The following is a 13,162-nucleotide window of genomic DNA, read 5'->3' on the forward strand; positions in this document are numbered from 1 at the left end:
GAAACCGTGCGGGCCCTGCTGTTCAGGCTATGCGCTGCGGCGGCGATCACCATCGCCGCCGCCCTGCCCGCGCGGGCCGAGACGCCGACCGGAACCCTGACGGTCGGCGTCTACGCCTTCAACGCCGCCCGCGGCAATCCCTTCCAGACCATCGGCACCCCCGGGCTCTACCTGTGGTCCGCCGTCCTCGACGCCTTGACCGAGATCGGCCCCGGCGGCGCGCCGGTGCCCGCCCTCGCCCTGTCGTGGCAGCAGGTGGAGCCGACACGCTGGCGGTTCCACCTCCGCCCCGGCATCGCCTTCGCGAATGGCGAGACCTTCGATGCGGCGGCGGTCGTCCACACCATCGACATTCTCCGCGACGACCGGCACCGCCATACCCAGGCCGGCGCCCTGGTGCGCACCGTCACCTCGGCGGCGGCCACCGATCCCCTGACGGTCGAGATCACGACCAAGAGCCCCAATGCGGCGCTGCCGGCGGAACTGGCCGGCGTCTTCATCGTGCCGCCCCGGGCCTGGGCCGAGATCGGCGAGGAAGCCTTCGCCGGCGCCGCGCTGGGCACCGGCCCCTTCCGCTTCGACCATTCCGAACCCTCGCGGATCGAGCTGGTCGCCAATCCCGCCTCGTGGCGGAAGCCCCGGCTCGAACGCATCACCTTCCTCGAACTGCCGGAAGAGGCGGCGCGGGTCAGCGCCCTGCTGTCCGGCGCCATCGACCTCGCGATCCAGGTCTCGGCCGAGACCCGCGACCAGTTGCTGGCGGGCGGCGCCGGCGTCGTCAGCTGGCCCGCGCCCCTGGTCATCACCTTCGGCCTGTCGACCGAGGCGCCGGGCAGCCCCTTCCGCGACCGGCGCGTCCGCCAGGCGGTCAATTACGCGGTCGACAAGCAGGCGATCGTCGAGCAGATCCTGGGCGGCGAGACCACCGCCGCCAGCCAGCCGGCCTCGCCCGTTGCCATCGGCTTCGACCCGACCATCGAACCCTATCCCTACGACCCGGACAAGGCGAAGGCCCTGCTGGCCGAGGCCGGCTATCCGGACGGTTTCCCGGCGGTGATCGACATCGCGGTCAACGCCATTCCGGGCGATGCCGTGATCTATGGCGCGGCGGCGCAGGACCTTGCCCGCATCGGCATCCAGGTGGAACTGCGCGCCCTGCCGGTCGCCGCCTGGGTGAAGAAATTCGCCGGGGGCGATTTCTCGGGCCCGATCTTCGGCCTCGGCCTGTCGTCCCTGCCGCGCAGCGATGCGATGAACGCCCTGCGGGCCATCACCTGCGGCCGCGCTCCCCTGCCGGTCTTCACCTGCATTCCCGAGATCGAGCCCCTGATCGCCGCCGTCGATGCCGAGCCCGACCCGGAACGCCGCGTCGCCCTGATGCGGCAGGTGATGCGCCGGACCCATGACGAGGCGACCTCGCTCTTTCTCGTCAACAGCGTCGATTTCGCCGGCGTCGCCGCCCGGGTGAAGGACTTCGCCCCCGGCAGCCGCTTCATCCACTGGGAAAAGATTTCAGCAGGAGAAACACCGTGACGACCACGACCTCGCTCGCCGACTATCGCAGGAAGAAGGTCTCGCGTTCGGCGCAGATCAGGGCCCGGCTGCCCTATCCGGTGATCGATTCCGATCTTCACACTACCGAGTTCCAGCCCCTGCTGGACGATTACGTGGACAAGTTCGGCGGCGCCAAGGCGGTCGACAAGTTCCGCGCCTTCGTCGGCAAGGGCTATGCCTTCGGCAAATACGACTGGTACGGCCTCAGCCCGGAAGAGCGTAACCACTACCGTTCGGTCCGGCCGGCGTGGTGGTCGATCCCCTCGAAGAACACGATCGATTACGCCACCGTCTCGCTGCCGCAATTGCTGCACGAGCGCCTCCAGGACAACGGCACCGATTATGCCGTGCTCTATCCCAATATCGCGACCTTCGCCGTGCTCGTCCGCGACGACGACCTGCGCCAGCCCCTGATCCGCGCGATCAACACCTATCACGCCGATGTCTATCGCCCCTATGCCGACCGCCTGACCCCCGTCGCCGCCATCCCCCTGCACAATCCGCAGGAAGGGATCGAGGAGCTGGAGCACGCGGTGAAGGTGCTGAAGCTGAAGACCGCCCTGATCCCCGGCGGGCTGAAGCGCCCGATCGAGGCGGTGGCCGAGCGCTATCCGGGCCGGCACCACCCGGATGTCGCCCAATATGCGACCTATCTCGATTTCTTCGGCATCGACAGTCCCCATGACTACGATCCCTTCTGGGCCAAGGTGATCGAACTCAAGGTGCCGCTGACCACCCATACCGGCGCCATGGGCTGGAGCGCGCGCAGTTCCACCTCGAACTATATGTTCAACCACATCGGCCATTTCGCCGCCGCCTCCCATGCCTTCGCCAAGTCGATCTTTCTCGGCGGCGTCACCCGGCGCTTCCCCGGGCTTCGCTTCGGCTTCCTCGAAGGCGGGGCCGGCTGGGGCGCCCAGCTTTATGCCGATCTCGTCGGCCATTGGGAAAAGCGCGGCCGGCCGCAGGTCCAGAACTACGATCCCAAGGCGCTCGACCGGGACCTGCTGCTGAAACTCTACCGCGAGCATGGCCAGGATCTCTTCGCCGGCGGCAACCCGGATGACGAGACCCTGCTGAAGGCGGCCCTCGGCGGCGTTCTCGGCGCCTTCAGCAAGGACGAGGCGGCGGAGACGATCGACGAATTCCCCGGCATCACCTCGATCGAGGATATCCGCGACCGCTTCGTGCCCAATTTCTACTTCGGCTCGGAGGCGGACGACCCGACCGTGGCCCATGCCTTCAACACCAGGGTGAACCCGCTCGGCGCCCGGCTGAACGCCTTCTGGGCCTCCGACTTCGGCCATTGGGACGTGCCCGACGGCACCGAGGTCCTGGCCGAGACCTGGAGCCTGGTCGAGCGCGGCGCGATCACCGAGGACGAATTCCGCGACATCGTCTTCGCCAACCCGTACCGCTTCTATACCGAGGCCGACCCCGACTTCTTCCGGGGCACCGCGATCGACGGCGCCGGGGCAAAGGCCAAGGTGGCACCGTGACCGACGCCGCCGCCGGTACCCCGGCCGCCCGCCGCGCCGTCGTGCCGCCCCGTGTCGTCGGGGCGGCGCTGCGGCGGCTGCGCGACCTGGCCGTGCTGCTGGCGGCGCTGTCGCTGCTGCTGTTCGTCCTGCTGCGCATCGCGGGCGACCCGGCGGCGGTCCTGGGCGGGCAGGAGGCGACGGCGGAACAACTGGCCGGCCTCCGCGCCAGCCTCGGCCTCGACGAGCCGGTCTGGCTTCAGTACCTCAATTACCTGGGCCAGCTTGCCCGTTTCGATTTCGGCCATTCGCTGACCGGCGGGCAGGAGGCGCTCGGCCTCGTGCTCGCCCATCTGCCGGTCACGGTCAGCCTCGTCCTCGTCGCCATGGCGCTGTCGGCGGCGCTCGCCATCGCCATCGGCGCCTGGCTCGGCCTGCATCCGGAACGGCCGTCGCGGCGCCTTGCCGCCGGCCTGCTGTTCCTGTTGCAGGGAACGCCCGGCTTCGTCACCGGCCTGCTGCTCATCCGCCTGCTGTCGGTCGATCTCGGCTGGCTGCCCTCGGTCGGCTATGGCGGGCCGGCGAACCTCGTGCTGCCCGTGCTCACTCTCGCCGGCTTCCTGGTGCCGAAACTCGCCCGGGTGGTCGCGGTTAATGTCGGCGAGGCCGTCGCCGAGGATTATGTGCGCACGGCACGGGCGAACGGCGCCGGCACCTTGCGCATCCTGTGGTCCCATGTCCTGCCCAATGCGCTGCTCTCGACCGCCGCCCTGGTCGGCACCATGCTGGCCAGCCTGCTGGCGGGCACTGTGGTCACCGAGACGCTGTTCGCCCGGCCGGGCATCGGCTGGCTGCTGCTGAAATCGACCGAGACGCTGGATTTCCCCGTGCTCCAGACCCTGGCGCTGGTGACCGCGGTCCTGGTCTTTATGGTCAATGCGGCGACGGACCTGCTGTTCGTCCTGCTCGATCCCCGCCTCCGGCAGCAGCGGTGACGCCATGAGGAAGGGTCTCGCCGCCATCGAACTCGCCGCCGGCCTCGGCATCGCGCTGCTGTTCCTCGCCCTGCTCGTCGCCGGGCCCTGGATCGAACCCTTCGATCCCGCCGTCGGCCAGTTGCGCGACCGCTTCAAGCCGATCGGCGCCGGCGCCCATTGGCTGGGCACCGATCACCTGGGCCGGGACCTGCTGTCGCGGGTGCTGGCCGGCGTCGGCTGGTCCGTCACCTGTGCCGTGGCGGCGACCGCGATCTCGGCCGTCATCGGGATCGCCCTCGGCCTGATCGCCGCCGAGCGGGAGGGGGCGGCGCGCGCCGTCGTCCTTCAGGCGGTCAATACGGTGGTCGCCTTTCCCGGCCTCGTCATCGCGATCTGCGTCATCGCCGTGATCGGGCAGGGCTTCCTGCCCCTGGTGCTCACCCTCGGACTGCTGAACTGGCCGGTCTTCGCCCGCGTCACCTATGCCGAGGGGCGGAGCCTGATGGCCCGGCCCTATGTCCTGGCGGCCCGGCTTTCGGGCACCTCGCGCCTTGCCGTGCTGCTCGGCCATGTCCTGCCCGCGCTGGGGCCGACGCTTGCGGTCGTCCTCGCCTTCCACCTGGCGGACATGCTGATCGCCGAGGCGGCCCTTTCCTTCCTCGGCATCGGCGCGCCGGTGAACCAGCCGGCCTGGGGCACCATGCTGGCGGAAAGCCGGCAATATCTGTTCAAGGCGCCCCAGATGCTGGTGGTGCCGGCCGGCGCCATCGTCGCCATCGTGGTCGCCGCCAACCTGATCGGCGACGGCATCGCCCGGCGCCACGGCATCAAGGCGCGGGCGCGATGACCGCCGCCGCACTCGACATCCGCGGCCTTTCGGTCCGGATCGGCCGGAGCACGCTGGTGGACGGCATCAGCCTGTCGCTGGCGCCCCAGGAAACCCTCGGCATCGTCGGCGAATCCGGTTCGGGCAAGACCCTGACCGCCCTGGCGGTCATGGGCCTGCTGCCGGCGGCGGTCCGGGCCGAGGGCAGCATCCGCCTCGGCGATGCCGACCTGCTGGGCCTGCCGGAACGCGGGCTGAACCGCCTGCGCGGCCGGCGCATCGCCATGGTGTTCCAGGATTCGGCCAGCAGCCTCAACCCGGTGCGCACCATCGGCGCGCAACTGGCCGAAAGCATCCGCCGGCACCAGAAGACCAGCCGCCGCGCCGCCCGCGGCATCGCGGCGGAAGCCCTGGGCGCGGCCGGCATCCCGGCGCCCGCGGCGCTGCTCGATGCCTATCCCCATCAATTGTCCGGCGGGCTGCGCCAGCGGGCGATGATCGCCCTCGCCCTGGCCAACGACCCGGAGGTGCTGATCGCGGACGAGCCGACCACCGCCCTCGACGCCACGGTGCAATTGCAGGTCCTCGCCCTTCTGAAGCAGCACGCGCGGCGCGCCGCCACCGTCCTGATCACGCATGATTTCGGTGTCGCCGCCGAAGTCTGCGACCGGATCGCGGTCATGTACCATGGCCGCATCGTCGAGATCGGCCCGACCGAGGCGATCCTGCGCCGGCCGCGCCATCCCTATGCCGCCGCCCTGGTCGACCTCGTGCCCCGGCTGGACGGGCCGGCCCGCCTCATCCCCATTCCGGGCGCGCCGCCGCCGGCCGATCAGGCCATCGCCGGCTGCGCCTTCGCCGCCCGCTGCGGCCGGGCCAGCGCCGCCTGTGCGGCAGCGCCCCTTGCCCTCGGCGCGCCGGACCACGCCTTTGCCTGCTGGAACCCGCTCCATGCCTGAGATCCTGCTGGAAGCCCGTCACCTGCACCTGGGCTTTCGCCTGGGCGGCCGGCCGTTCAAGGCGCTCGACGACGTCTCGATCGCCGTGCACCGGGGCGAGGCGGTCGGCCTCGTCGGCGAATCCGGCTCGGGCAAGACCAGCGCGGCGCTGGCCCTGCTGCGCGTCCACCGGCCGGCGGCGGGCAGCCTGCATTTCGCCGGGCAGGACATCACCCATGCCCCGGAACGCGGGCTGCGCGCGTTGCGCCGGCGGGTCCAGATGGTGTTCCAGGATCCCTATGGCAGCCTCGATCCGCGCTGGACCGTGGAGCGCATCATCGCCGAACCGCTGGTCGCCCATGGCTGGGGCCGGCGCGATGCCATCGCCGCAAGGGTCCGCGACCTGCTGGCCAAGGTCGGCCTGCCGGCCGACGCCGCGAAACGCCTGCCCTCCCAATTCTCCGGCGGCCAGCGCCAGCGCATCGCCATTGCCCGCGCCCTGGCGCTGTCGCCCGATCTCGTGGTCGCGGACGAGCCGGTCTCCGCCCTCGATGTGTCGATCCAGGCCCAGATCGTGAACCTGTTGCAGGACATCAGGGCGGAAACCGGCGTCGCCTATCTGCTGATCACCCATGATCTCGCCCTGCTGCACCGGATGACCGACCGGACCGTGGTCATGTACCTGGGCCGGGTGGTGGAAAGCGGGCCGACCGCGGCGGTGGTCGCCGCCCCCCAGCATCCCTATACCGCCGCCCTGATCGCCGCGAGCCCCGCCGCCAAAGCGGCCGGACGGGAACGCATCGTGCTGGCCGGCGATCCGCCCTCGCCGCTCTCGCCGCCGGCGGGCTGCGCCTTTCACCCGCGCTGCCCGGTTGCGCGCCCTCGATGCCGGCTGCACTCTCCCCCTCTCGCCCCGCAAGACGGCGGCCGGGCGGTGGCCTGCTTCTACCCCGGCGAACTGGCCGCCGCCCCCGCCCTCGCGGAATGTCCCCGGATCGCCCGGAATGGAAGGTAAGTCATGAGCAAGCCCGTCATCCTGATCATCGGCGCCTCGCGCGGCCTGGGCCTCGGCCTCACGCGCGAATACCTGGGGCGGGGCTGGCGGGTGATCGCCACCATCCGCGATACCGGCGCGCGGGCCGCCCTGCCCGCCTCCCCCGACCTTCAGGTCGAGATCCTGGACATCGACGATGGCGCGGCGCTGGACGCCCTGCGGCACAAGCTGGCGCAGGAAACCCTGGACGTCCTGCTGGTCAATGCCGGCGTTTCCGGCCCAACCGACCGGACGGCGGCCGAAACGGAACCCGACGAGGCCGCCCGCGTCTTCCTGACCAATGCCCACAGCCCGGTGCGCCTGGCCGATGCCCTGATCGAGCGGGTGCGGCCGGGCGGCACGCTGGCCTTCCTCAGTTCGATCCTGGGCAGCAATACGCTGAACGCCAACGGCACGCTCGAAATCTACCGGGCCAGCAAGGCGGCGCTGAACAGCCTGGTGATCAGCCTCGCCCTGCGCCACAAGCAGGGCGAGCAGGCCTTCCTTCTGCTGCATCCCGGCTGGGTGCGCACCGACATGGGCGGCCCCAATGCCGCCATCGACATCGAGACCAGCGTCCGCGGCCTCGCCGACACGATCGAGGCCAACGCGGGCGGCGGCACCCGCTACCTCGACTATCGCGGCCAGGAATTGCCCTGGTAACGGGAGGACGGCATGACGACCACCATTCCCCCCCGCCTGAAGCAATTCATCGAAGCCTTCACGCCCCTGGCCCGCCGCGGCCTCGACGAGGACCGGGCCATCCGCGAGGGCGGCCCGCTGCTGCGCGAGTTGATCGCCCGGGACGACTGGCTGCCCGACGCCTTCGCCCGGCCCGATCCCCTGCGCTATCGCCAGTTCCTGCTCTACCGCGATCCGGACGGGCTGTTTTCCATCGTCAGCTTCGTCTGGGGTCCGGGCCAATCGACGCCGATCCACGACCATACGGTCTGGGGCCTGATCGGCATGCTGCGCGGCACCGAAATCTCGGAGAGTTTCGCCATCGATCCGAACGGCGTGCCGGTGCCCGGCAACGCCGCGACCCGGCTGACCCCGGGCACGGTCGAGGCGGTCGGGCCCGAGACCGGCGATATCCACCGCGTTTCCAACGCCCATGACGACCGCGTCTCGGTCAGCATCCATGTTTACGGCGCCGACATCGGCGCGGTCCGGCGCTGGGTCTATCCGCCGGAGGGGGGGCGCAAGCTCTTCGTCTCCGGCTATTCCAACGACGGCGAAACCCGCCCCTTCACCCTGGACGCCACCCCCCATGAGGTCCGCCAGACGCTGTCGGCGGGGCTGGAGATCGCCCTTCTCGACCTTCGCGAGGAAGGCCCCTTCGCCGAGGCGCACCCGCTGTTCGCCGCCTCGCTGCCGCTGTCGCGGCTCGAACTCGAAATCTTCGACCGGGTGCCCCGGCGCGAGACCCCGATCGTCGTCTACGACGCGGACGGCAGCCTGGCGCCCGTCGCGATCGAGCGCCTGGCCGCGCTCGGCTATGGCAACGTCCGGGCGCTGGCGGGCGGTCTCGACGGCTGGCGCGCGGCCGGGGGCGAGATCTTCCGCGACGTCAACGTGCCGTCCAAGGCGTTCGGCGAACTGGTCGAATCCCGCGTCCACACCCCGTCCCTGCCCGCGCCCGAGGTGAAGGCCCTGCTCGATGCCGGCAAGGATGTGGTCATCCTCGATTCCCGCCGCTTCGAGGAATACAGCACCATGAGCATCCCGACCGGCATCAGCGTGCCCGGCGCCGAACTGGTGCTGAGGGCGGCAAGCCTCGCCCCCGATCCCGCGACCACGGTGATCGTCAATTGCGCCGGCCGCACGCGCAGCCTGATCGGCGCGCAGTCGCTGGTGAACGCCGGCCTGCCGAACCCGGTCTATGCCCTTCGCAACGGCACCATCGGCTGGACCCTGGCCGGCTTCACCCTGGACCGCGGCCAGCAGCGCCGCTTCCCCGAAGTGGACGAGGCGGCCAAGGCCGAGGCCCGGGCCGCCGCCCGCGCCGTCGCCTATCGCGCCGGGGTGCGCTGGATCGACCGCACCGGCCTCGATCTCGCCGGCCTCGACCGGGGGCGGACGCTCTATCGCCTCGACGTCCGCACGCCGGAGGAATATCGCGCCGGCCACCTGCCCGGCTTCCTCTCCGCGCCCGGCGGGCAATTGGTGCAGGAGACCGACCATTGGGCGCCGGTCCGGGGCGCGCGTCTCGTCCTGTTCGATACCGAGGGCGTGCGGGCGGACATGACCGCCTCATGGCTGGCGCAACTGGGCTGGGACGTGGCCGTGCTCGGACCGGTGCCCCCGGCGGACCTGACCGAGACCGGCGACCGCCGGCCGCTGCGCCCGCCGCCGCCGGCCGTGGCGGCCCTGCCGCCCGCGACACTCCGGGCCAGACTGGAAGCGGGCGGTGTCACCCTGATCGACCTCGCGCCCAGCCCCGCGTTCCGGCGCGGCCATATTCCCGGCGCGCAGTTCCTGATCCGGGCGCGGGCCGGGCTGGACCTGCCGGGCCGGCTGGCGGGGGAGATCGTGCTGACCTCGCCCGACGGCGATCTCGCCCGTTTCGCCGCCGCGGAGATCGCCGCCGCCGGGGCGACGGTCACCGTCCTCGACGGCGGCACGGCCGCCTGGATCGCCGCCGGGCTGCCGCTCGAAAGCGGGGCGGAGCCGGCGCTTTCGCCCTTCGACGATGTCTACCGCCGGCCCTATGAGGGCACGGACAACCCGGTCGAGGCGATGCAGGCCTATCTGGATTGGGAATTCGGCCTCGTCGAGCAATTGCGGCGCGACGGAACCCACGGCTTCTACGTTATCTGACAGCGAAGGAACGGGCGATCATGTCCCTGATGTTCTACTATGCCCCTGGTGCCTGCTCTCTCGGCGTTCATATCGCGCTTGAGGAGGCGGGGGCCGACTATAAGGCGGTGCCCGTCTCCCTTGCCGACGGCGAGCAATTGAAGCCCGAATACCGCGCGATCAACCCGCGCGGCCGGGTGCCGGCGCTGGTGGTGGGCAGCACGGTGATCACCGAATGCATCGGCATCCACAGCTATATCGCCGGCGCCTATCCCGCCGCCCGCCTGCTGCCGGCCGACCCGGTGAAGCTGGGCAAGGCGCTGGAACTTCTGAGTTTCCTCGCCAGCACGGTGCATATCCATTACGCCCAGGTCTTCCGGGGCGCGCGTTTCACCGACGATCAGCCGGCGGTCGAAGCCCTGCGCCGGGACGGCCCGGGCCGGGTGCGCGCCGCCCTTGCCGACATCGAGTCCCGCTTCGCCCATGGCGGGCCCTGGCTGCTCGGCGACGATTACAGCGCGGCCGATCCTTACGCCTATGTCTTCTATCGCTGGACATCCCGGATCGGTGTCGATCCGACGGCCTATCCGGCCTGGACCGCCCAGGTGGAGCGGCTGCTGCAACGCCCCGCGACCCTGGCCGCGCTGCGCCAGGAAGGATTGCTCGAGACCCCGCCGCAGCGCGCCACCGCCTGAGGTTCAGTAGCCGGCCGCCCGGTCGATCGGATTGATCAGCGGGCGGCCCGCGCGGAAACGGCGCAGGTTCTCGGCCAGGATGTCGCGCACGCCGGACAGCGGGACCGCCGTCCCGGCCCAGGACAGATGGGGCGAGAGATGAACCTTCGGATGGGCGTAGAGGGGATGGCCCGCGGGCAGCGGCTCCGGCTCCGTCACATCGAGGGAGGCAAAGCCCACCTGCCCTGAATCGAGGGCGGCGACCAGCGCCTCCTGGTCGATGATGGCACCCCGGGCGACATTGACGATATGAACCCCGGGCCTGGTCCGCGCCAGCCTGCCCGCGTCGAGCAAGCCGCGCGTCTCGGCGGTCAGGGGGGCCGCGATCACCAGATGGTCCGCCTCGGCCAGCACGGTGTCGAGATCGGCGGCAATCACGCCGTCGAGATCGGGGCCCTGCGGGCCCCGGCGGCTGGCCAGCACGCGGAGGCCGAACGGCAGGGCCCGCACCGCGACCGCCCGGCCGATCGAGCCGAAGCCGATCAGGCCCAGGGTCTTGCCGTCCAGCGTGCCGAGCGGGCGGTATCTCCAGTCCGCCGCCTTGTCGATCCAAAGCCCCGGCAGGGCCTTTTCCACCGCCAGCAGGCTGGCGATGACGAATTCCGCGATCTGCACCGAGGTGGCGCCCCGGGCACTGGTCGCCTGGGGCACGTCGAACAGCCAGCGCGGATAATCGTCGATGCCGGTGCCGATGGCCTGGACCCAGCGGATGTTGAACGGCCAGCCCGGCGGCGGCTCGGCCGGCGTCCGGAAGGCGGCGGTGCCGGCCGGCAGGGCCAGGAACACGTCGGCCTCGGGCGGGATCGCCCAGGCGGCCTCCGGCGCCAGGCGCACGGCCCTGACCCCTGCCGGCAGGCCCTGTTCGATGAGGGGGGCGAAGGCTTCGCTCAATTGATGCGCGAGAATTATGGGTCTGTCGGTCATCGGGCGGCCTCAGTGCAGCACGTCGGGCTCGGCCGCGACCAGGGCGGCATATTCGCGGCGGAAGGCACGTTCCGCCACCTCGGTCGCCCCCAGGCGCGTGGCCAGCGCCAGCGCCGCCTGATGCGGGATCGGGACCGGCGGGCCGGCGGCCTCGGCGCGAAGCTGGATGCGGGCGGCCTCGTCCAGCGCGATGAACCAGCCGGCCGCCGCCGCGACCGAGGGGCCGGCGGTGAGCAGCCCATGGTTCTTCAGGATCACCGCCTTATGGCGGCCCAGCGCCGCCGTGATGTTCACGCCCTCGGCGGTATCGAGCACGACGCCCCGGAAATCGTCGTAAAGCGCATGATCGTCATAAAAAGCACAGGCATCCTCGGTGATCGGAGCCAGCAAGCGGCCGGTGGCCGACAGGGCCTTGCCGTTCGGCGAATGGGCATGGGCGGCACCGATCACGTCCGGCCGCGCCTCATGCACCGCGGAATGGATCAGGAAGCCGGAGACATTCACCGGCCGCTCGCCGACCACGACCCGGCCCTCGCTGTTGACCAGCAGGAGATCGGACACCCGCACCCGGCCGAAGTGAACGGCGAGCGGGTTGACCCAGAAATGATCGGCATATTCGGGATCGCGGGCGGTGATATGGCCGGCGAGGCCGAGATCGAAGCCATGGCGGGCGAAGAGGCGGAGCGCGACCGCAAGATCGCGCTGGCGGGAAAGGCGTTCGGCGGCGGTATCGGTCATGTCATCCGGCCTTCGACAGGCGCTCGCGCTCGGCGATCAGGTGGCGGGTCAGGGGGATCAGTTCGCGGCCGTAATCGATGGCATCGGCCAAGGGATCGAAGCCCCGGATCAGGAAGATATCGACCCCCAGCTCGCGGTACTCGGCCAGGGCCTCGGCCACCTGGGCGGCGGTGCCGACCAGGGCGGTGGAATTGCCCTGTGCCCCGGTCAGGGCGGCGACGCCGGTCCACAGCCGCGTATCCAGCCGGTCGCCCGCGCCGGCGGCGGCCAGCAGGCGCTGGGAGCCGACATTGGCCGGCGCATGGCCGGCGACGGGCAGGCCCGCCGCCTCGCGCAGGCGGCGGGTGGTCGCGCGGATCCGTTCCGCCCGTTCCCAGGCCGCCGCCTCGGTTGCCGCCAGGATCGGGCGCAGCGACAGGCTGAAGCGAATATGCCGGCCCTGGCGGGCGGCGGCGGCGCGCACCCGGGCGATGGTGTCCGCCACCTGCGCCTTGGTCTCGCCCCAAAGGGCATAGACATCCGCATGCCGGGCGGCGACGGCGATGGCCGCGTCCGACGCGCCGCCGAAATAGACCGGCAGATGGGGCTTCTGCACCGGCTTCACCGCCGGATTATAATCCTCGAAGCGATAATGCGTGCCGGCATGGCCGAAGGCGCCGCCCTCGGTCCAGGCGCGGCGCAGGATGCCGATATATTCATCCGCCCGGTCGTAGCGGGCGGCATGGTCCAGGTAATCGCCGTCGCGGCGCTGTTCGCGGTCGTCCCCGCCGGCAATGATGTGGACGGCAAGGCGCCCGCCGGTCAATTGGTCCAGCGTGGCCAATTGGCGGGCGGCCAGGGTCGGGGCGATCACGCCCGGCCGGTGAGCCAGCAGGAAATGCAGGCGCGTCACCTCGCGCGCGGCATGGGCGACGGTCAGCCCGCCGTCCGGCGCCGTGCTGGCATAGCCGATCAGCACCCGGTCGAAGCCGGCATCCTCATGCGCGCGGGCGATGCGGCCGATGAAATCGGGATCGACCTGCGGCCCGCGTGGCGGATGGATTTCCGAAACCTCGCGGGTGGCGATCAGGCCGATGAATTCGGTCGCCATGGACGGATCCCCATGCAAAAATCACATCGTAACTGTTGAAATCCTCATTAATCACTCCTGATACGTCAATT

12 protein-coding genes are annotated in these 13,162 nt (G+C 70.8%); 9 read left to right on the forward strand and 3 right to left on the reverse strand.

Going from position 1 to position 13,162, the window contains the following annotated elements; all coding sequences use genetic code 11:
* The first annotated feature begins 6 nt into the window (after positions 1 to 6).
* From DKG75_RS20030 to DKG75_RS20070, 9 genes are read left to right on the forward strand one after another with little or no spacing between them, the layout of a single operon-like run.
* Positions 7 to 1,533, forward strand: coding sequence for an ABC transporter substrate-binding protein (locus DKG75_RS20030; RefSeq protein ID WP_109922968.1), 1,527 nt, complete (start codon positions 7 to 9; stop codon positions 1,531 to 1,533).
* On the forward strand, positions 1,530 to 3,053 hold the full coding sequence (locus DKG75_RS20035; RefSeq protein ID WP_109922969.1) for an amidohydrolase family protein: 1,524 nt from the start codon (positions 1,530 to 1,532) through the stop codon (positions 3,051 to 3,053). Before DKG75_RS20030 ends, DKG75_RS20035 begins: the two co-directional genes overlap by 4 nt.
* Positions 3,050 to 4,027 (forward strand): ABC transporter permease, encoded by a 978-nt coding sequence (locus tag DKG75_RS20040; protein ID WP_109922970.1) that lies wholly within the window; start codon positions 3,050 to 3,052, stop codon positions 4,025 to 4,027. The genes DKG75_RS20035 and DKG75_RS20040 overlap by 4 nt, the downstream gene beginning before the upstream one ends.
* Before the next feature lie 4 nt (positions 4,028 to 4,031).
* A complete protein-coding gene (locus DKG75_RS20045) occupies positions 4,032 to 4,856 on the forward strand; it encodes an ABC transporter permease (protein WP_166646568.1) in 825 nt (274 codons plus the stop codon).
* Positions 4,853 to 5,794, forward strand: coding sequence for an ABC transporter ATP-binding protein (locus tag DKG75_RS20050; RefSeq protein ID WP_109922972.1), 942 nt, complete (start codon positions 4,853 to 4,855; stop codon positions 5,792 to 5,794). The genes DKG75_RS20045 and DKG75_RS20050 overlap by 4 nt, the downstream gene beginning before the upstream one ends.
* Positions 5,787 to 6,788, forward strand: a complete 1,002-nt coding sequence (locus DKG75_RS20055) for an ABC transporter ATP-binding protein (protein WP_109922973.1) — start codon at positions 5,787 to 5,789, stop codon at positions 6,786 to 6,788. Before DKG75_RS20050 ends, DKG75_RS20055 begins: the two co-directional genes overlap by 8 nt.
* 3 nt (positions 6,789 to 6,791) lie before the next feature.
* Positions 6,792 to 7,469: an SDR family oxidoreductase gene (locus DKG75_RS20060; protein WP_109922974.1), complete on the forward strand. Its 678-nt coding sequence runs from the start codon at positions 6,792 to 6,794 to the stop codon at positions 7,467 to 7,469.
* A 12-nt stretch (positions 7,470 to 7,481) separates the two neighbouring features.
* Positions 7,482 to 9,626, forward strand: a complete 2,145-nt coding sequence (locus DKG75_RS20065) for a rhodanese-like domain-containing protein (RefSeq protein ID WP_109922975.1) — start codon at positions 7,482 to 7,484, stop codon at positions 9,624 to 9,626.
* A gap of 20 nt (positions 9,627 to 9,646) precedes the next feature.
* Entirely contained in the window at positions 9,647 to 10,300 is a 654-nt protein-coding gene (locus DKG75_RS20070; RefSeq protein WP_109922976.1) for a glutathione S-transferase family protein, read from the forward strand.
* Positions 10,301 to 10,303: 3 nt separating this feature from the next.
* Here DKG75_RS20070 and DKG75_RS20075 read toward each other — a convergent pair whose 3' ends face one another.
* Genes DKG75_RS20075 through DKG75_RS20085 form a run of 3 tightly spaced genes read right to left on the reverse strand, consistent with a single transcriptional unit; the run spans position 10,304 to position 13,091 of the window.
* Complete coding sequence (locus tag DKG75_RS20075; RefSeq protein ID WP_109922977.1) at positions 10,304 to 11,263, reverse strand: NAD(P)-dependent oxidoreductase; 960 nt, start codon at positions 11,261 to 11,263, stop codon at positions 10,304 to 10,306.
* 9 nt (positions 11,264 to 11,272) lie between these two features.
* The gene (locus DKG75_RS20080; protein ID WP_109922978.1) at positions 11,273 to 12,001 is read right to left on the reverse strand and encodes a class II aldolase/adducin family protein; all 729 of its coding nucleotides are present in this window, start codon (positions 11,999 to 12,001) and stop codon (positions 11,273 to 11,275) included.
* A 1-nt stretch (position 12,002) separates the two neighbouring features.
* Positions 12,003 to 13,091: an LLM class flavin-dependent oxidoreductase gene (locus DKG75_RS20085; protein WP_109922979.1), complete on the reverse strand. Its 1,089-nt coding sequence runs from the start codon at positions 13,089 to 13,091 to the stop codon at positions 12,003 to 12,005.
* Positions 13,092 to 13,162: the final 71 nt, after the last annotated feature.

This window comes from Zavarzinia compransoris (assembly GCF_003173055.1).
GTDB lineage: Bacteria > Pseudomonadota > Alphaproteobacteria > Zavarziniales > Zavarziniaceae > Zavarzinia > Zavarzinia compransoris.